Origin of the sequence: Gordonia sp. OPL2 (assembly GCF_003797825.1) — a bacterium.
In the GTDB taxonomy this organism is placed as follows: Bacteria; Actinomycetota; Actinomycetes; order Mycobacteriales; family Mycobacteriaceae; genus Gordonia.
In genome coordinates this window covers 65,280-83,098 of the sequence record NZ_RKME01000004.1, presented here as the reverse complement: position 1 = coordinate 83,098, position 17,819 = coordinate 65,280, and the positions used below count along the sequence as shown (strand labels likewise).

21 protein-coding genes are annotated in these 17,819 nt (G+C 67.4%); 14 read left to right on the top strand and 7 right to left on the bottom strand.

From position 1 onward, the window contains the following. Positions 1-31: 31 nt before the first annotated feature. The 3 genes from EEB19_RS06145 to glf all read right to left on the bottom strand — a co-directional run bounded on the left by EEB19_RS06145 (position 32) and on the right by glf (position 3,857). Positions 32-556 (bottom strand): phosphatase PAP2 family protein, encoded by a 525-nt coding sequence (locus tag EEB19_RS06145; protein WP_262365491.1) that lies wholly within the window; start codon positions 554-556, stop codon positions 32-34. A gap of 91 nt (positions 557-647) precedes the next feature. Beyond that, positions 648-2,588, bottom strand: coding sequence for a glycosyltransferase (locus EEB19_RS06140; RefSeq protein ID WP_187584213.1), 1,941 nt, complete (start codon positions 2,586-2,588; stop codon positions 648-650). A 42-nt stretch (positions 2,589-2,630) separates the two neighbouring features. Further along, positions 2,631-3,857, bottom strand: coding sequence for a UDP-galactopyranose mutase (gene glf, locus EEB19_RS06135; protein ID WP_187584211.1), 1,227 nt, complete (start codon positions 3,855-3,857; stop codon positions 2,631-2,633). A gap of 166 nt (positions 3,858-4,023) precedes the next feature. Here glf and EEB19_RS06130 point away from each other — a divergent pair, with 166 nt between their 5' ends. From EEB19_RS06130 to EEB19_RS06075, 12 genes are all read left to right on the top strand, one after another. Continuing rightward, positions 4,024-4,779 (top strand): glycosyltransferase family 2 protein, encoded by a 756-nt coding sequence (locus EEB19_RS06130; RefSeq protein ID WP_187584209.1) that lies wholly within the window; start codon positions 4,024-4,026, stop codon positions 4,777-4,779. Beyond that, positions 4,776-5,774 (top strand): acyl-CoA dehydrogenase, encoded by a 999-nt coding sequence (locus EEB19_RS06125; protein WP_187584207.1) that lies wholly within the window; start codon positions 4,776-4,778, stop codon positions 5,772-5,774. Before EEB19_RS06130 ends, EEB19_RS06125 begins: the two co-directional genes overlap by 4 nt. Beyond that, the gene (locus EEB19_RS06120) at positions 5,771-6,568 is read left to right on the top strand and encodes a PIG-L deacetylase family protein (RefSeq protein WP_262365476.1); all 798 of its coding nucleotides are present in this window, start codon (positions 5,771-5,773) and stop codon (positions 6,566-6,568) included. The genes EEB19_RS06125 and EEB19_RS06120 overlap by 4 nt, the downstream gene beginning before the upstream one ends. After that, positions 6,565-7,182 (top strand): class I SAM-dependent methyltransferase, encoded by a 618-nt coding sequence (locus EEB19_RS06115; protein ID WP_187584205.1) that lies wholly within the window; start codon positions 6,565-6,567, stop codon positions 7,180-7,182. Before EEB19_RS06120 ends, EEB19_RS06115 begins: the two co-directional genes overlap by 4 nt. A 50-nt stretch (positions 7,183-7,232) precedes the next feature. Beyond that, on the top strand, positions 7,233-7,907 hold the full coding sequence (locus EEB19_RS06110; protein ID WP_187584203.1) for a GAF and ANTAR domain-containing protein: 675 nt from the start codon (positions 7,233-7,235) through the stop codon (positions 7,905-7,907). A 167-nt stretch (positions 7,908-8,074) separates the two neighbouring features. Further along, the gene (locus EEB19_RS06105; protein WP_316245463.1) at positions 8,075-8,482 is read left to right on the top strand and encodes an STAS domain-containing protein; all 408 of its coding nucleotides are present in this window, start codon (positions 8,075-8,077) and stop codon (positions 8,480-8,482) included. Positions 8,483-8,511: 29 nt separating this feature from the next. Next, positions 8,512-8,946: an ATP-binding protein gene (locus tag EEB19_RS06100; RefSeq protein WP_262365475.1), complete on the top strand. Its 435-nt coding sequence runs from the start codon at positions 8,512-8,514 to the stop codon at positions 8,944-8,946. Between the two features lie 130 nt (positions 8,947-9,076). Then, a complete protein-coding gene (locus EEB19_RS06095) occupies positions 9,077-9,415 on the top strand; it encodes a P-II family nitrogen regulator (RefSeq protein ID WP_187584517.1) in 339 nt (112 codons plus the stop codon). 85 nt (positions 9,416-9,500) lie between these two features. Beyond that, the gene (locus tag EEB19_RS06090; protein ID WP_187584199.1) at positions 9,501-10,427 is read left to right on the top strand and encodes an acetoacetate decarboxylase family protein; all 927 of its coding nucleotides are present in this window, start codon (positions 9,501-9,503) and stop codon (positions 10,425-10,427) included. A 32-nt stretch (positions 10,428-10,459) separates the two neighbouring features. Continuing rightward, on the top strand, positions 10,460-11,443 hold the full coding sequence (locus tag EEB19_RS06085) for an NAD(P)H-quinone oxidoreductase (RefSeq protein WP_187584515.1): 984 nt from the start codon (positions 10,460-10,462) through the stop codon (positions 11,441-11,443). Positions 11,444-11,504: 61 nt separating this feature from the next. Then, positions 11,505-12,104 (top strand): TetR/AcrR family transcriptional regulator, encoded by a 600-nt coding sequence (locus tag EEB19_RS06080; protein ID WP_187584197.1) that lies wholly within the window; start codon positions 11,505-11,507, stop codon positions 12,102-12,104. Next, entirely contained in the window at positions 12,101-12,784 is a 684-nt protein-coding gene (locus EEB19_RS06075; RefSeq protein ID WP_187584195.1) for a type 1 glutamine amidotransferase domain-containing protein, read from the top strand. Before EEB19_RS06080 ends, EEB19_RS06075 begins: the two co-directional genes overlap by 4 nt. Positions 12,785-12,804: 20 nt before the next feature. Here the strand turns inward: EEB19_RS06075 and EEB19_RS06070 are convergent, their stop codons facing one another. Both EEB19_RS06070 and EEB19_RS06065 read right to left on the bottom strand, forming a co-directional pair. Next, a complete protein-coding gene (locus EEB19_RS06070) occupies positions 12,805-13,638 on the bottom strand; it encodes an SDR family NAD(P)-dependent oxidoreductase (protein WP_187584193.1) in 834 nt (277 codons plus the stop codon). 49 nt (positions 13,639-13,687) lie between these two features. Beyond that, positions 13,688-15,220, bottom strand: a complete 1,533-nt coding sequence (locus tag EEB19_RS06065; protein WP_262365474.1) for a SpoIID/LytB domain-containing protein — start codon at positions 15,218-15,220, stop codon at positions 13,688-13,690. A 270-nt stretch (positions 15,221-15,490) separates the two neighbouring features. On the opposite strand from EEB19_RS06065, the gene EEB19_RS06060 reads away from it, so the two are divergent. Further along, the gene (locus EEB19_RS06060; protein WP_187584191.1) at positions 15,491-15,991 is read left to right on the top strand and encodes an N-acetyltransferase; all 501 of its coding nucleotides are present in this window, start codon (positions 15,491-15,493) and stop codon (positions 15,989-15,991) included. Here EEB19_RS06060 and EEB19_RS06055 read toward each other — a convergent pair. Further along, complete coding sequence (locus tag EEB19_RS06055; RefSeq protein ID WP_187584189.1) at positions 15,963-16,514, bottom strand: RNA polymerase sigma factor; 552 nt, start codon at positions 16,512-16,514, stop codon at positions 15,963-15,965. The two genes, EEB19_RS06060 and EEB19_RS06055, sit on opposite strands and share 29 nt — an antisense overlap. An 18-nt stretch (positions 16,515-16,532) precedes the next feature. Further along, positions 16,533-16,988 carry a hypothetical protein gene (locus EEB19_RS06050; protein WP_187584186.1) on the bottom strand — a complete coding sequence of 152 codons (456 nt, stop codon included), beginning with the start codon at positions 16,986-16,988 and terminating at the stop codon, positions 16,533-16,535. A gap of 183 nt (positions 16,989-17,171) precedes the next feature. Here EEB19_RS06050 and EEB19_RS06045 point away from each other — a divergent pair, with 183 nt between their 5' ends. Then, positions 17,172-17,816 carry a hypothetical protein gene (locus EEB19_RS06045; protein ID WP_187584184.1) on the top strand — a complete coding sequence of 215 codons (645 nt, stop codon included), beginning with the start codon at positions 17,172-17,174 and terminating at the stop codon, positions 17,814-17,816. Positions 17,817-17,819: the final 3 nt, after the last annotated feature.

Sequence of the window (17,819 nt, the reverse complement as noted above, 5' to 3'; positions counted from 1 at the left end):
GGCTCATCTCGTTCCTCGAACGCATCGGCAACTACCGACGGTCGTGTGTCGCGATCAGTCTGTCACCCGCCACGACGGCGGCCGCGCTCGCGGCACCGATGGCGGCACCGGCGAGCACATCGGTCGGGTAGTGCACGCCGAGCACCAGCCGGGACAGCAGCATCGGCGGGACGAGTGCCGCCGGAAGAGCGGCCGGCGGCAGGCCCGCTGCGCGACCGATGAGGATCGCAGCGGCGGTCGTCGACGTCGCGTGCGACGACGGGAAGCTCAGTTTGCTCGGGGTGGACACCCCGACGCGGATGCGATCGTCGTGCGGCCGCTTGCGGCGTACGACGCGTTTGATGATCACCGACGCCGCGTGGGCACCGAAGGCACCGACTCCGGCCTCCGCCCATCGTCGGACACCGGTGTCGTCGCCGCGACGGTGGGCAAGGGCTGCACCGGCACCGGCGACGGCGAGCCACCCCAGGGAGTGCTCGCCGAAGTGGGACAGGCCCCGCGCCGCCGACGACACGGCAGGCCGGCCCGCGACCACTCGCTGGATGCCGAGCAACACTGCGACCTCACCGCGCGCCGGCGGCAGCACCACGGGCTGGTCGGCGGATGCGGACGATGCGGCCGATCCGGGGGTCGCCGATCCGGGGGTCTCAGTCGATTCCGAAGACACGCGCCCAACTCTCCTGACTCGTCAGTTCCCGATGCTTGGCGCGGTAGGACTCCTGCATTGCCGGGAACCGCTCCCGGAGTTCGCGGACCAGGGCGGCCGACTCCTTCGCCAGCGCGATCATCTTGTCACGGTCACGCTGCCGGTAGACGACCCCGCGGCCGTCGGCGGTGGTCACGGTGACGCCGTCGACGCGACCGAGACTGAACCAGCGGGCCTCGATCGGCGGGTAGTTGGCCTGCGGCACCTCGTGATGCCGCGGGTCGGCCGGGCGGGCATTGTTGACGACTGCCGCGGCCAGCGACTTCAGCTTCGCTACCGGGTTCGTCGGGATCGAGGAACCGAGATGGGTCGCCTCCCCGCTCGTCTTCGGCAGCGCGGTCGCCGACGGCAACACCACGGCGTCGGGGTACTCCTTGCGCATCGCCGCGATCTTGGGCAGCGCCGTCGGGAGCAGACTCCGGATGTGATCCGGGCCCGCCAGGAAGTCGCGGATGGCCTCGTTCTGGATAGCCACCGTCGAATATTCCAGGCACAGAAGGTGTTTGGCGGTCGCCTTGGCCATCGACTTGAGGATTCCGTCGATCGGGCCGTCGTGCACGATCGACGCGACGACGAGGCGGTTGCGCAGATGGAAGTATGCCTGCCAGTCGATCGCGTCGTCCTTGTCGCTCCAGGCCATGTGCCAGATCGCGATCCCGGGGATCGTCGCCGTCGGGAACCCGGCCTTGGCGGCACGCAGCGCGAACTCCCAATCGTCCCACTTGATGAACAGCGGCATCGGCAGGCCGATCTGCTCCGCACACTCGCGCGGGATCATGCACATCCACCAGCCGTTGCCGTCGACATCGATGCGGCGGTGCAGGTTCTTGGAGTTCTTCCGATCCCGCAGTGGATGTTTCGCGAAGTTGTGGTCGTACTCGACGAAGGGCGCGGCCGTCCACATGAAGTTGTGGCGGTTGATCACCTCACCCATGCAGTGCAGGTGGCTACGATCCTGCAGGTTGAGCATCTGTCCGCCGACGAGCATGGGGGTCTTGGCGAATCGGGACATGGCGAGCGCGCGCAGGATCGAGTCGGGCTCGATCATGATGTCGTCGTCCATGTACAGGATGTACGGGGAGTCGGTGAGCCGCAACGCCTCGTACATGATGCGGGCGTATCCGCCGGAGCCCCCGAGGTTCGGCTGCTCGAAGATGCGCAGGCGGTCGCCGAGCGCTGCGGCGGCCTCTGTGTAGCCGGGCTCGTCGATCACCTTGCGGGTGCCCTGATCGGGCATCAGCACGGCGTCGATGACCTCGTCCACCAACGGATCCGAGGTGAGGGCGGCCAACGCGTTCACTGCGTCCGTCGGCCGGTTGAACGTCGGGATGCCAACGGTGACCCGCCGGGTCTCCTCACCTGTCGGGCTCTCGACCGGCGAGTACCAGCCGGCCGCCACGATCTCGGTGTCGGTGTCGGTGGTGATGTCGAACCAGATCCACCCGCCGTCCTCGAACGGTCCCAGATCGAGCTCGAATTCTGCTACGCCCCTACCGTTCTCGTCGGTGGCGATGAGATCGCCGCCGATACCGATCCGGGAGCCGTCGAACTTCGATCGATAGAGGTCGACGCGGCAGGTGCCGACGACCTCGACCCGCAGGACCACCGACTCCAGGATGCTCCACCGCCGCCAATACGACGCGGCGAACGCGTTGAAGTACGACTCGAAACTGACCTCGGACTCGGCGCCCAGCGCCACCGCGGTCCGGCTGTGCGCGTGGGCACGCCGCGAATTGTTCTGCGACTCCACCAGATACAGCGAACGGACGTCGATGGGTTCACCCGGACGCGGGAAGATGACCCGCTGCAGAAGCGCTTTCGCCTTCGATGGGCCCGAACCCGCGTCGGGGATGTCGGTCTGGTCCACGGGGGTCACAGTCATGTCTCCGCCTCGGTTGTCGGCCGGTGTCCGGCCCGGTTGTCGTCAGGCAAGCGGCACGCCATCGGTCAGATGCGGCGCCAGGGTGTTGTCGAACAGGGTCAGTGCGCTGGCGATCGCCATGTGCATGTCGAGGTACTGATAGGTGCCCAGGCGGCCGCCGAAGAGCACCTTGGACTCCGTCGTCTCGGTCTTGGCCAGATCCCGGTAGGCCGAGAGCTTCTCGCGGTCCTCGGGGGTGTTGATCGGGTAGTACGGCTCGTCGTCGTCCTTGGCGAAGCGTCCGTACTCGCGCATGATCACGGTCTTGTCGGCCGGATAGGTGTCCCGCTCCGGATGGAAGTGCCGGAACTCGTGGATACGGGTATACGGGACGTCGGCGTCGTTGTAGTTCATCACCGGCGTGCCCTGGAAGTCACCGGTGTCGAGCACCTCGGTCTCGAAATCGAGTGTGCGCCAACCGAGCCGACCGGCCGAGTAGTCGAAGTAACGATCGAGCGGACCGGTGTAGACGACAGGGGCGTCCGGTGAGGCCGCGCGCAGTTCGTCGCGCACCTCGAACCAGTCGGTGTCCAACCGGACCTCGATGCGGTCGTCGGCGGCCATCTTCTCCAGCCACGCCGTGTAACCGTCGACGGGCAGACCCTCGTACGTGTCGTTGAAGTAGCGGTTGTCGAAGGTGTACCGAACGGGCAGCCGGGTGATGTTGCTCGCCGGCAGGTTCTTCGGGTCGGTCTCCCACTGCTTGGCGGTGTAGTGCTTGACGAAGGCCTCGTACAGCGGGCGACCGATCAGGCTGATCGCCTTCTCCTCGAAGTTCTCGGCCTTGCCGGATTCGATCTCGCCGGCCTGCTCGGCGATCAGTGCGCGCGCCTCGTCCGGCGTGAAGTAGCGACCGAAGAACTGCGACACCAGGCCGAGGCCCATCGGGAACTGGTAGGCCTGGCCGTCGTGCATCGCGAAAACCCGGTGCTGATACCCGGTGAAGTCGGTGAATTGGTTGACGTAGTCCCACACCTTCTGGTTGGAGGTGTGGAACAGATGCGCACCGTATTTGTGCACCTCGATGCCGGTCGTCGGCTCGGGTTCGGAGTAGGCGTTGCCACCGATGTGGTGCCGCCGTTCGACGACGAGAACCCGCTTGTCGAGTTGCGTCGCGGCCCGTTCGGCGATGGTGAGCCCGTAGAACCCGGATCCGACGATGATCAGATCAAAGGGCGCATTTCCGGCGCCGTCCCCCCGGCCACCGCTGCCCTGACTATTGCCTGCCACGGGAGTTCAGGGTAACGGACCCGACCTGAGGATTCCCCGTGCACACGGCGATGGCCACCGGACCTCCCACGACACGGTGACGAAGGCCATCGACCACGGGTAAGGTCGCGAGGGCGGCCTGCAGCCATCGGGCCTGGACATCCGACACCACGTTCAGAGGCTGCCAATGACCGATTCCCCCAGCTCAACGACTGCGCGCCCGCGTATCGACCGGGTCGTCGTCGTGGTCCCCGCGCACAACGAGGAACGCCTCCTTCCCGCCTGTCTGGCATCGATCGAGCGGGCCGCCGCCGAGGTCGATGCGGACGTCTCGGTCCTGGTGGTCCTCGACGCCTGCACCGACGCGTCGCGGCAGGTCGTCCCGCGGCACGTCGGCGTGCTGGAACGCGCCACGAGATCGGTGGGCGCGGCCCGCCGCGCGGGATTCGCCGGGTATCTGGACTCCGACACCGATGCGCACACCTGGTTCGCGACGACCGACGCCGACTCCGAGGTGCCGCGGGACTGGCTGGTCTGCCACCTGGAGTCCGCGGCGTCGGGCTCCGACGCCTTCGTCGGCACGATCTGCCCCGCGAGCTGGGAGTCGTGGTCACCGCAGGTCGCCGCGATGTTCGCGGAGCGCTACGTCTCCGAGGACGGCCACCACCACGTCCACGGGGCGAACCTCGGGGTGCGCGCCGACTGGTATCGCCGCGTGGGCGGATTCGCCGAGATCAGCGGCGACGAGGACATCGACCTCGTCCGTCGTCTCCGCAGCCGCGGAGCCATCATCGACCGCAGTGGCCGGGCGCCGGTGGTGACCTCGACGCGGGCCGACGGCCGTACGGACACGGGTTTCGCGAGTTACCTGTACCGCCTGGAGGTGCTCGCCCGCGCCGAGAACGAGACGTCGAGGCCGGTGGCGAGCGAGGTGCGGCGGTGATCTGCGCGGCGACCGACCTCGCACATCGGATCGTCACCGATGGCGATCTCGACGTTCCGCTGCCCGCTCGCGGTGAGACCATCCGTCGATTTCGCGCGCTGGAGGAGTTCTGTCATCGCGACATCGCAGTGGGCCGGCTCGTCGAGGCGCATCTCGACGCCGACGCCATCCTCGTCGAGTTGACCGGCGAGCGCGTGGGACCCGACGAGTTCTGGGGCGTGTGGGCCGCCGAACCGCCCGAACCGCAGCTCATCGCCCACCAGACAAGCGGACACAAGGCAAACGGACAGAGCCACGATTCGCGGTGGGAACTCACCGGCGCCAAACCGTGGTGCTCCGGTGTCGTGGCCTGCACTCACGCACTCGTCACCGCTCGTGAGGGCGATCTGCGGCGTCTCTTCGCCGTCGACCTCCGACAGCCCGGCGTCCGCGGCGAGCGCGGCGGGTGGGCGGCCACCGGGATGCGGGCCACCGAGACGGGTATCGCACGGTTCGATCGAGCGACCGCTCGCCCTGTCGGCGAACCCGGCGAGTATCTGACCCGACCCGGTTTCTGGCACGGCGGCATCGGCGTGGCCGCCTGCTGGCTCGGCGGTGCACGCAAGGTCGCGGGACCGCTGCTCACCGCGACGGACAAGCACGACGACGACCTGACGTTGATGCACGTCGGGGCCGTCGACGCCCTGCTGGCCGGCGGCGAGGCGATGCTCGAACACGCGGCGGCGCAGATCGACGCCGCTCCGCACGACACCGATCTGGCGGCTCGGCTGGCTCATCAGGTGCGCTGGAGCATCGAACAGGTCGCCACGGCGACGATCGATCGCGTCAACCGTGCCCTCGGCCCCGGCCCGCTGGTCCATGAGCGCGAACACGCCCAGGCCGTCGCGGACCTCGCCGTCTACATCCGGCAATCACATGCCGATCGCGATCTCGTCGCGCTCGGCCGGCTCGCGTCGGCCGCACGTGCGGCCGTCCGGGACGGGGTGGTGACGTGACGTCGGCGGCCGGGTCGCGGCATCCCGCCGACGACCCGCACGGGCTGGCGGCCACCCCGGTCTGTGCCGACGGGACACCGGAGTCGGTCTGGGTGCCGTGGTTGGCGGCCCGGGCGCCCTGGCCGAGACTGGATCTCGACGTCGACCGGCTGGTGGTGCTCGGCGCACACCCCGACGACGAGGTGCTCGGAGCCGGCGGGATCATGACGGCTGCCGCGCGGGCCGGCATCGAGGTCGTTGTCGTGTGCATGTCCGACGGCAGCGCGTCACATCCCGGCTCGCCGACGCTTACCCCGGATCAGCTCGCCGGAATCCGGCATGCCGAACTCGACACCGCCACTGATCTTCTCGACATCGATCGGTCACGCTGGTTCGGACTGCCCGACGGCTCGCTGGCCGATCATCACCATTCGATGGCGGGCATCGTCGACGCCGTCCTCGACGAACGGCCGCAGGCGAGCACGGCACTGCTGTCGGTGTGGTCGGGCGACGGCCACCCCGATCACGAGGCGGTCGGACGTTGTGCCAGCGACGTCGCCGGGCGCCGTGACCTGCCGCTGTGGATGTACCCGATCTGGATGTGGCACTGGGCGACTCCCGACGATCCGGCGGTTCCGTGGAACCGGATGCTGGCCCACCATCTGGACTCGTCCGCGCTCGCCGTCAAACACACCGCGATCCACGCCTTCGACACCCAGGTGCGCCCGTTGTCCGCAGATCCCGCCGACGGCGCGGTCCTGCCACCGCACATCCTGGCCCACCTCATCCGCCCCTGGGAGTTCGTGTTCGAATGAGCCGACCGGAGTCGTTGCCCGACAGATACTTCCATGACATGTATGCCGCCGACGATGACCCCTGGGGATTCACCGACCGGTGGTACGAACGTCGGAAGTACGCCATGACCCTCGCCGCGCTGACACGTCCCCGCTATCACCGCGTGTTCGAACCCGGATGCTCGATCGGCGTTCTCAGTGCCCTGCTCGCCGAACGCGCCGATCACGTGGTGTGCACCGATGTGAGTCCGCGGGCCGTCGAGCTGGCCACCGGTCGGCTGGTGGGCTTCGGGAACCGGGTCGACGTCGCCGTCGGCGACGTTCTCCACGACTGGCCCGACGATCACTTCGACCTGATCGTGCTCAGCGAGATGCTCTACTACCTGTCCCCCGACGACCTCGATGTGGTGATCGGGCGACTGCCGGGTGCTCTCACGCCGTCCGGCGAGGTCATCGCCGTCCACTGGCGCCACGAGGTTCCGGATTACCCGCAGACCGGTGATGCGGTCCACGACCGGCTCCGCACGTCGTCGCTGCATCACGTCGGCGGATACCGCGATGCCGACCTCCGGCTCGACGTTTTCGCCCGTGAACTGGGGCAATCGGTCGCCGAGCGGGAGAATCTCGTAGGCTGAGGGCAGTGTCGGGCCGAGGTGGTCCCCGATGGCGTGGCAAGGAGAGCGTGATGTTGTCGGATCAGAGCATTCGTATGGCCGAGATCGTCCGCGAACTGCGCGCCGACAGCGATGACTCGGAGACGATCCTGCGAGCGATCTCCAAGACCGCTGTCGACTCCGTTCCCGGGACCGAATACGCCAGCGTCACCCTGGTGACCAAGGGCCAGATCGAGACGCCCGTCATCGTCGGCGACCTCGCCGGCAAATCCGACGACCTCCAGCGGGAGTTCCACGAGGGTCCGTGTGTGCGCTCCGCGGTCGACGACACCACCATCGTCATCGACGACATGCGTCATGAGCAGCGTTGGCCGCGGTATGCCGAATCGGCCGCCGAACTCGGCATCGGCTCCATGGCCTGCTTCTGTCTGTACATCAACGGCAACGACTTCGGTGCGCTCAACCTGATCAGCACCACCACCCATGCGTTCGACGCCGACGCGCTCGCCGTCGGCGAGCTGTTCGCCGCGCACTGCGCGACCGCATTCTCCGCCGTGCACGAGAAGGAACAACTGCACGCTGCACTCAACTCCCGCGACATCATCGGGCAGGCGAAGGGGATGGTGATGGAGCGCTACCGGATCGACGCGGACGCCGCCTTCCGCCTGCTGGCCCGGCTGTCCCAGGACTCGAACGTCAAACTCGTCGACGTCGCACAGCAGATCGTGGACGCGGGGCCGGAGTAGAGGGGCGCGTCCACGTCCCGAGGAAAGGTCGTCGGTCACGCCACCGATGGCCCGCACGCCCCCACGCATGGCAGGATTGGGTCGCCGGTGAAGCCGCTGCCGTGCTCGTCTGTGACGGGTCTGTCCTTGATGAACGGGGCCGACCGAACGCCGAAGGGATGGCACCTGTGCACACCAGCGACTCCGATTCCGTGTTCCTCGACGGCGGCGACCCGAACGCAGGCAGCGCGGTCATGACCGTGGTCTCGGCGCATCACGAGGAACTCGTGATCGTGACGGTTCAGGGCAGCATCGACGTCCTGACGGCTCCCGAACTGTCCGCAGCGGTCGAGGCGGCTCTGTCCGGACAGCCGCGTGGCCTCATCATCGACCTCACCACCACCGAGTTCCTGGCGTCGGCCGGCATGACCGCGCTCGTCGCCGCCCACGAGGCCATCGCACCGACCGGCCTGTTCGGGGTCGTCGCCGAGGGCCCGGTCACCGCGCGCCCCCTGCAGTTGATGGGACTGGACCAGACGCTGACCCTCTATCCGACTCTCGCCCACGCGGTCGCGGACATGACGGGTCCGGAATGACCGTCAGGCCAACCGGGTAGCCGGTGATCGTGAGTCCGTCGCTGCAGACACCTCGAACCCCCGAGAACGCCGAGCCGTACCGTCGCACGTTGCGCGCCACCGCCCAGGCCGCTCACGGGTTTCGACGCCACTTCACCGAGTGGGTGGAGAGCACTGTCGCCACAGACCGGGAGCAACGTTCCGACATCGTCCTGGCCGTCTACGAAGCTGTCGCCAACGCGGTCGAGCACGCCTACCTCGATGAGGGCGCGACGGGCGAGATCACCGTCGATGGTCGTCGCGATTCTCGGAACGCCCTCACCGTCACCGTCACCGATGTCGGGTCCTGGAAGCCGTTCGAACCGTCGGCGATGCGTGGGCGCGGTATCCCACTGATCGGGGCACTCAGCGACGAACACGACATCCTGACCGATTCGCGGGGCACGACGGTGACAGTGCGGTGGAGATTGTCCCCGACGCAGTGAGCTCGTGCCGCCGGCGTCGTCGGCGCACCGATCGTGGCGAGCGGCGACGTTTCGCCGATCGGCGCCGCGGGTATCCGCTCCGGGTGAGCCCCGAACCCACCCTCCGACAGCGATTTTCGGCCCGATGACCATGTGGGTGGTCACCGCCGCGGTCAAACCGTTCACGCTGTCCGACCTGGCGCGCGGGTTGGAGGAGATCGGCGTCGTCGGGATGACCGTCACCGACGCCGAGGGCTATGGGCGCCAGCGCGGCCACACCGAGGTCTACCGCGGCGCCGACCGTGCCATCGACTTCGTACCGAAGGTCCGGATCGAGGTGCTGCTCGACGACGATCTGCTCGACCGGGCCCTGGAGACCATCGCCGTGGAGGCCCACACCGGCAAGATCGGCGACGGCAAGATCTGGGCGTGCCCGGTCGAGACCGTCGTGCGCGTTCGCACTGGAGAGCGCGACGCCGACGCGCTCTGAGCGAGAGCGAACAGCTCATTGTTGACAGTGCTTACATACCGTTCTATCGTGATGTGAGCACTGCATACATCAGAGGAGTTCGTCCATGCCGCAGCACACCCACGAGACCGTCGACGTCGACCTGGGCGGGCGCACCGTCGCGGTCCCCGCCGGCGGGATGTTCGACCGCCACCGAATGCAGACCGACCTCGACGACGTGGCCGGTGACCCACGAGTCGGCACCGTCGACTTCTTCCGCCACCTCCGCAAGAGCCGAGTCGATTCACCGATCGGTTCCACGATGACCCCGAACTTCTACTACGCGATGTCCTCGGCGCGCCTCACCTTCGTGGCGCGCAGCGCGGCGATCCGCCGTCGGATACCCCCAGCTCTCACCCCGCTGGAGATCGCACCAGGACTCGGGTTGGTGTCGCTGATGTTCTTCCGCTACGACGTGTGCGACATCGACTTCTACACCGAGGCCGCTGTCGGTGTCGCGGTCCGACCCGCACGACACGGCCGACTTCCGATCGTCGATCTCGCCTCGGCGCTCGCCGACGATCACCTCCATGCCCATGTGCTGTCACTGCCGGTCAACACCGAGATCGCCCAGGTCCGCGGGCACGACGGGTACGGTTTCCCGAAATGGGTCACCGATCTGGACGTCGACATCGACGACGCCCGGACCACGGCCCGGGTGGCCAACCACGACGGTGGCGTCGACGTGTCACTGTCGGTCGCGACGCCGGCCCAGAAGGACCGACCGAGCGGCACCGCGGTGTCGTCGCTGACCTCGTACACCGAGGTCGACGGCATCTGGCAGTCGACCCTGAATCAAACCAACATCCTCGCCTCCGGGAGAGCGATCCTCCCGCGAGGCGTCGACCTCACCATCGGGAAGGGTCGAATGGCCGACGATCTGCGCGCAGTGCGTCCCATCCGCGCGGTCGCACTCGACGTCAGCACCAAAGCCCAAGCGGCACTGCATATGCCGGTGCCGATCTCGATGCCCGCGACACGCGAAGGGCGATGAGCATGCCCGCATCTGCTCCCGTTCCTGCCACGATGCAGGCGATCGTCGTCGACGACGACAAGAATCTGAGCCTCGAGGACGTTCCGACACCGACTCCGGCGCCGGGCGAGGTCTTGGTGCGCATCGCCGCGGCCGGCATCAACCGCGCGGACCTCATGCAACGGCAAGGGCTGTATCCGCCGCCGCCCGGCATCACCGACGTCATGGGGATGGAGGTGTCGGGAACGGTCGCCGCGCTCGGCCCGGACGTCGACGGCCCGGCGGTGGGAGATCCCCTGTGCGCGTTGATAGCCGGTGGCGGATACGCGCAGTACGCCGTGGTACCCCTCGCGCAGGTGCTGCCGGTGCCGGCCGGACTGTCTCTCGTCGACGCCGCGGCGTTACCCGAGGTCGCGAGCACTGTCTGGTCGACGATCGTGATGGATGCCGGACTGTCGGCCGGTGAGACGCTGCTGGTTCACGGGGGCGGCAGCGGAATCGGCACGCACGCCATCCAGGTCGCCAAGGCACTCGGCGCGCGAGTGGCCGTCACGGTCGGCTCCGTCGAGAAGGGAGAGCGGTGCCGAGATCTCGGCGCCGACATCGTGATCAACTACCGCGAGCAGGACTTCGCGGCCGAGCTCGCCGGACAGATCGACGTGATCCTCGACATCATGGGTGACAGTTATCTGTCCCGCAACGTCGATGCCCTCGCGGTGGGCGGTCGACTGGTGACGATCGGTATGCAGGGCGGTTTCACCGGGGAGGTCAACGTCGCGTCGCTGATCGGCAAGCGCGCGCGCATCATCGGCCTCAATGTGCGCAATCGCCCCCTGACGGGCCCCGGTTCGAAGGCGGAGATCGTCTCCGCGGTCGCAGCCGACGAATGGCCGCTGGTCGAACGCGGCCTGATCCGTCCGATCATCTCCGCAACCCTCCCGCTCGCCGACGCCGAACACGGCCAGGCGATGCTCGACTCCCCGGACTCGGTGGGCAAGGTGCTGCTCGTTCCACCGGGCACCGGCTCGACGGGGTGAGCACGACGATCACCCACCACGAGATCGCACACGTCCGACCGATAGCGGAGACTCACCTCCTATGACGCCCGAAACCCCCTATCACCACGGCGATCTACCAGACGCGCTGGTGCGTTCGGCCATCGAACTGCTCGAGGAGGGCGGCGCGTCGGCATTGTCGTTGCGCGCCGTGGCGCGCCACGCGGGCGTGTCCACCGCGGCGCCGTATCGCCACTTCCCGGACCGAACGGCACTGCTGTCCGCGGTGGCCGCCGTCGGTTACACCGAACTCGCGCAGGACCTCGTCGCGGTCAATCCGGAACCGTCCTCACCCGAGGACCTCGCGGCCGTCGCCGTCGCCTATGTCGACTTCGCACTGCGGCGCCCGGGGATGTTCCGGGTGATGTTCACCGAAGGTTGCGACACCAGCAGTCCCGAGCGGGTCTCGGCAGTGGCCGCCGTTCACGACTATCTGGGTTCGATCGTGACTCGCGTACTTCCCGACGCGCCGTCCGAGGCGATGGCGACCGCCATATGGGCCCTTGTACACGGTCTCGCCTTCCTCCACCTGGACGGAAAGCTCGATTCGACCACCGATACCGAAGTGGCCCATCAGGTCTCCGAGTCGGTGAGAGCCGCCCTCCGCTATTCGATCCCCCCAGAACAGGAAAGCCCGAGATGACCACACGAATCCTGAACGTCGTGACCAATGTCGGCCACTACGACGATCCACACCATCCGACCGGACTGTGGCTGTCCGAACTCACCCATGCCTGGCATGTGTTCGCCGACAGCGGGTTCGAACAGACCATCGTCAGCCCGGCGGGCGGCCGCGTTCCGCTGGAACCCCGCTCGCTGAAGTTCCCCAACTACGACAAGACCGCCAAGGCCTGGCGTGCCGACCCCGACCGGATGGCCTTGTTGGAGAACACCGCATCACCCGACGATGTCGACTCGGCCGACTACGACGCCATCTTCTTCACCGGCGGTCACGCCGTCATGTACGACTTCCCGGACAGCCCCGGCCTGCAGCGGATCACCCGGGAGATCTTCGAGCGCGGCGGCATCGTGTCCTCGGTCTGCCACGGCTACTGCGGCCTGCTCAACACCACCCTCTCCGACGGCAGCCATCTGGTGGCCGGGCGGCGACTCACCGGATTCGCCTGGCAGGAGGAGGTTCTCGCCCGCGTCGACAAGGTGGTCCCCTACAACGTCGAGGACGAGATGCGTCAGCGCGGCGCCCTGTACGAGAAGGGCAAGCTGCCGTTCCTGTCCTACGCGGTGGTCGACGGCAACCTCGTCACCGGACAGAATCCGGGTTCGGCCAAGGAGACCGCACGGAAGGTGGCCGGCTTGCTGTAGGCCGGAACACCTGCCGGACGTCAGCCCACACCGACCAGATCAGCCGAGGCCGACCACAAGCCGTCGATCACGTTCTGATCGTGCGCCTGGCGGTTCTCGCGCCCGTTCGCGTGATGCCGGGAGAAGTACACGCCGTTGATCTCGGGGTCCGCGCCGCGACGGGCGAGCGCGATCAGCGGCTCGGCGCCCTTCTCCGGGGTGATCGTCGCGAGGTGGCGCAGGGGAGTCCGATACAGCAGTCCGACGAAGAACGAGTCACGACCGAAGCTCGACGCGACCGGCCCCGGATGAACTGCAGCAGAGCGTATTCCGTCATCCGACCAGCGCTCGGCGATACCTCGGGTGAACAGGATGTTCATCAGTTTGCTGGTGCCGTAGGCACGCAGTTCGAGCGCACGGCGTCGTCGATAATCCAGATCCGTCAGATCGACATGTCCGGCGAGGTTGCCGATGCTCGAGGTGTTGAGCACCAGCGAACCACCCTCGGCGGCGGCGAGGCGATCACGGAGGAGATGCGTCAGCAAGAACGGCGCGAGGTGATTGATCTGGAAGTTCGGCTCATGGTCGTCGGCGGTGCGTCGAGAGGGGTCGAAGGTACCTCCGGCGTTGTTCAACAGAACATCGATGTGACCCACCCGATCACGGATCTTCCCGGCGAGCGCACGGACGTCGTCGAACTTCGCGAAGTCGGCGGTGAAGCCGGTCGCACCGGTGTCGGCGATGACCGGTTCCAGTTTCGTCGCCGACCGGCCGACGACCACCAGGTCGACGTCACCTCCGGCGAGCTCGCGCGCGGTCACCGCCCCGATTCCGTCGCTGGCACCGGTGATCACCACTGTGCGTTGTGCAGACATGTCTCCCCCTCATCGTCGGCGGAATGGTCGGCGAACGACGCGCTGGTGCTCAGCGCAACCGATCCCGCACCGGGAATCCCAGTACCGGTTGACCTCCACGCGCAAGGTAGTCCGCCAGCCCCTGTCCGGCAAGGGCCCGTGCGCCGGTCTTCTGGCTGAACAGCATCAGGCCACGCTGGAACAGTTGGACGACGCCGTTGCCGTCAGGCGTCAGGTTGGGCACCCCGATCGCCTGTCCTAGCGGCCCGGTGACTCCACCGAGGTCGTCGAACTTGCCGTTGAGCGCCTCGGTTCCGACGTTGAGCAGCTGCGACGAACCGGGCAGCAGACGGTCGGGCAGCGTCATCAGGCTGCCGAGGTCGAGGCCACCCCCACCCGGACTGTCGGGGCCCGTCGGGGGACGGACGATCCGCGGCTTGGCTGCCTGCCCACGGATCGAGAAGTACGACGACTTCAACTGCAGCCGCGTGCGTGCTTCTTCGCCACTGACCTCGACCGTGCCGCCAGATCCGACGGCTCGGACCTTGATGGCTCGGCCGTTCTCCGGCCCGAGCCCGTTGGCCTCGACGACCTCGAGGCTGCGCAGGGCGCCGACACCGAACGCCGACCCCGCGCTGCCCGCGCTGACGGTGGCGGTCCAGTTGTGATTCGGAGACGCGGTGTCGCCGTCGTCGCGCACCGCCGGGAAGCGACCACCAGCGGTGAATCCACCTGTGGACGAGGAGAACTCGGTGAATGCCGGCTTGCCGCCCTGCAGCAGGATCTGGCCTGCGGTGGCGTCGGCCGCCCTGTTGGTACGCGCGTCCTCGCCCGCGACGCCGCCGTATACCTGTGAGTTCTGCGTATCGTCGATCTTCTTGCCGCCCGCGATCGCCGCGAGCGCATAGGTGCGCGCCGCGACCGCCTGGGCTTTGAGAGCTTCCGCGCCGCCGGAGTCGGCCCACTGCGGCATGCTCTCCTTGGGGATCACACCCTTGACGTAGTCGTCGATATGGATGCGATTGGCGACGCGCCCGCCGTCGAAACCGAGTGCGCCGCGGTAGGTTTGATTGGAGCCACACATCTTGAGGAACTCGGCCGGGGGTCGGCTCGGTCCCATGTTGATCGGCTCGACGAAGGGCGCAGGCACCGATCGCACGACCGCGCCGCCACACCCGGTGGTGATGGTGGCCGTGGCCCCGGACAGACTGACCGCCTGTCCGGGAGCCACCGCTTGGCCACCGACTCGCATCCCGGCGTCCGCGTGCACATTCACCGAGTTCTTGCCGGTCAAGATGACCGAGATCTCGGGTCTGTCCACCTTCCCCGCGGTGGTGCCGCCGTAATAGTGGCGCAAGATCTGGGTCGCCGACCACCCCTTACGGGCGTAGCCGTACGCACCCCACTGCCCCATCCCACGTCCGTGCCCGAGACCATGTCCGATCAGCGTCAGCTCCGAACCTGCCGAGAGCGTGACCTTGTCGGTGGTGGTGCTCGGTCCTGCGACGGTGAGCAGACCGCCCGCGATCAGCACAGGCGCGAGCCCGATCGCGGCCAGGGACAGCGATCGGGTGCGGGTGTGCCGAGGGCGTGCTCTGACCAACGTCTTCAGGGCCTTCCGTGGGGCGAACCGTGTTACTCGTGTGACTGTTGTGACGATAGTTAACGATTGTCCGACTCGACAACCTCAGGAGGTCACAACCGCGTCACGAGTTCTGTGGGGTTCGGCGTCGTCGAGGCGACAGAAGTGACCCGGGTCGCCGACGCCAGCATCACCGATGCCGCACCGACAACTGGATAATCCAGTCATCCACCCGTCAGCGGTGATCCTCATGTCAACTTCCGGCCGGCGACCGGCTGTCATCCTGGATCGATGATCAGACCGGCGAACACGGGAGACATCACGTCCGTCCAGGCAGTCGTGCAGTCCGCCTACCAGCCCTACGTCGAACGCTTGGGTCGTGAGCCGGCGCCCATGACCGTCGACTACGAGGACCTGCTCACCACGACCGATCACATCGAAGTGCTGGTCGACGGGGGCGTCCTGGTCGGCGTGATCGTGCTCGTCCCCATGCCCGATCACCTGCTGATCGAGAACGTGGCCATCTCGCCGACCGCGCAGGGTCGAGGATTCGGTCGGCGACTGCTCGAGCACGCGGAGCGACGAGCCACCGATCTCGGCCATCGGCAGGTGCGGCTCTACACGAACGCACTGATGACCGAGAACCTGGCGCTGTACGCGAGATTCGGCTACGCCGAGACCGGGCGCCGACGCGAGGACGGATTCGATCGGGTGTATATGGCGAAAGAGTTGGAGGGCCCACCCGATCGAGGAGGAGATGACCCTACGGCGCGCCGATCCGATCCTTCATGATCTCGGCGAGCTGCGTTCGCGCCCGGTTCAACCGCGATTTCACCGTCTGTACCGGAACCCCTTGTTGCGCAGCGATGTCGGCGTAGGTGAGGTCGCCGAACTCGCGCAATACGACGGCTTCCCGGAACTCGTCGGACAACTGGGCCAGCGCGTCGTGGACGGCATCTCGTAGCGCGACGCGGTCGTCGAAGGCCGGGCCGTCGTCGTCGACCAGTTCGACCGGCTGGTCGGGGTCGGTGAAGTCGGTCAACTGGGTGTTGGCCTTGCGTCGTCGGACGATGGACAGCGCGTTGTTGGCGGCGATCCGGTGAATCCACGTGGAGAAGCGCGCCTCTCCACGGAACTTGTGCAGGTTCTGCCACGCCGCGACGAGTGTGTTCTGGAGGGCATCCTCGGCATCGTGCGGATTGGTGCAGATGTTCAGGCACACCGCCCACACCTGGTTGCGGTGCGCACCGACGAGCTCGGCGAAGGCGTGCTGGTCGCCGTCGCGGGCCCGTAGCAGCAGGACTGCCTCGTCCATCAGCTCTCCCAACCCGATTCAGATGTCGTGGCCGGCATCGTGGTCCTGGCCGAAGTCGTGGTCGTGCTGTGCGTGATCGTCATACCCGCCGGTGTCATCGAGGTGCGGGTCATCGCCGTGGATGTCGCCGTGATCGGCAGAATCGGTCGGGCCCCCGGTGTCGTCCCCACCGTCGCCGGTGCCGGGGCCGGCAGGGACGTCCCCGAAATGAGCATCACCGGTGTGGCCCGCCTGCTGCGTGTGGCCGTCGCCGTGGTCCGGGTCGTCGACGACGAGGCCTTCGAGGTCGTCGTCGGTGGAGGGGGCGTCGGCGGGGGTGTCGTCCATGTCGGGGACGGTGTCCGGGTCGGCCACCGCGGACGGGTCGAACGCCGCTTGCACCGCCGAATCCCAGACATGGTCCGGTGGAGGGGGCGTGATGACGGTGGGGTCGATGCCGAGCGAAGCCAGAATCGACGGCTCCTTCTCCTGCATATGGTGACCTCCGATCGAGTGTTGGTCGTTGCCGCCATCGACATGATGGCCGGTCACAGGGTTCGATGCTACGGAAGCCCGGAAAAGTTCCCGAAGAAAACCCTTCGTTCGGTGGAACATTCCCGGCACCGGGATGCGTCAGACTTTCGACAAGCTCGAACACCTCGACCGAAAGGCCACGCCATGAGCGGCAACCCGACCTCCGACTACACCTCCACCGCCCCTGCCGGCTCGACCCCGCGGACCGGCGACGACCAGGTCCGGCACACCACGGACGCACAGGGCAACGATGTGTACGTCCACTACGACGCGTCCGGCAACGTGACCCTGGTCGAGGCCGACACCGACGGCGACGGCCGAATCGACACCGCCGCCAAGGAGGGCCCGAACGGCGGCGTGCTGGTGGCCAAGGATCTCGACGACGACGGCGAGGCGGACAAGATCGTCCACCTCGACCGCTCGGGCGACATCACCCAGGTCGACACCGTCGAGGACGGTCGCGTCGTGGCCTCCACCCTCGACACCGACCGTGACGGCGACCCGGACACCGTGATCGTCGACAGCAATCACGACGGCAAGGCCGACGCGATCGGTGTCGACAGCGACGGCGACGGTCGCCTCGACCGCTTCGGATTCGACACCGACGGCGACGGCAAGGTCGACCGGTACGCCGCCGACACCGATGGTGACGGCCAGATCGACTCGCGCTCCGGCGACTCACCGTCCTACGACGATTCGCCGTCGTACGATCATGATTCGCCGTCCTACGGCGACGACACCCCGTCACAGGACGAGCCGAGCAGCGGATACGACGACACCGTTCTCTGAAGG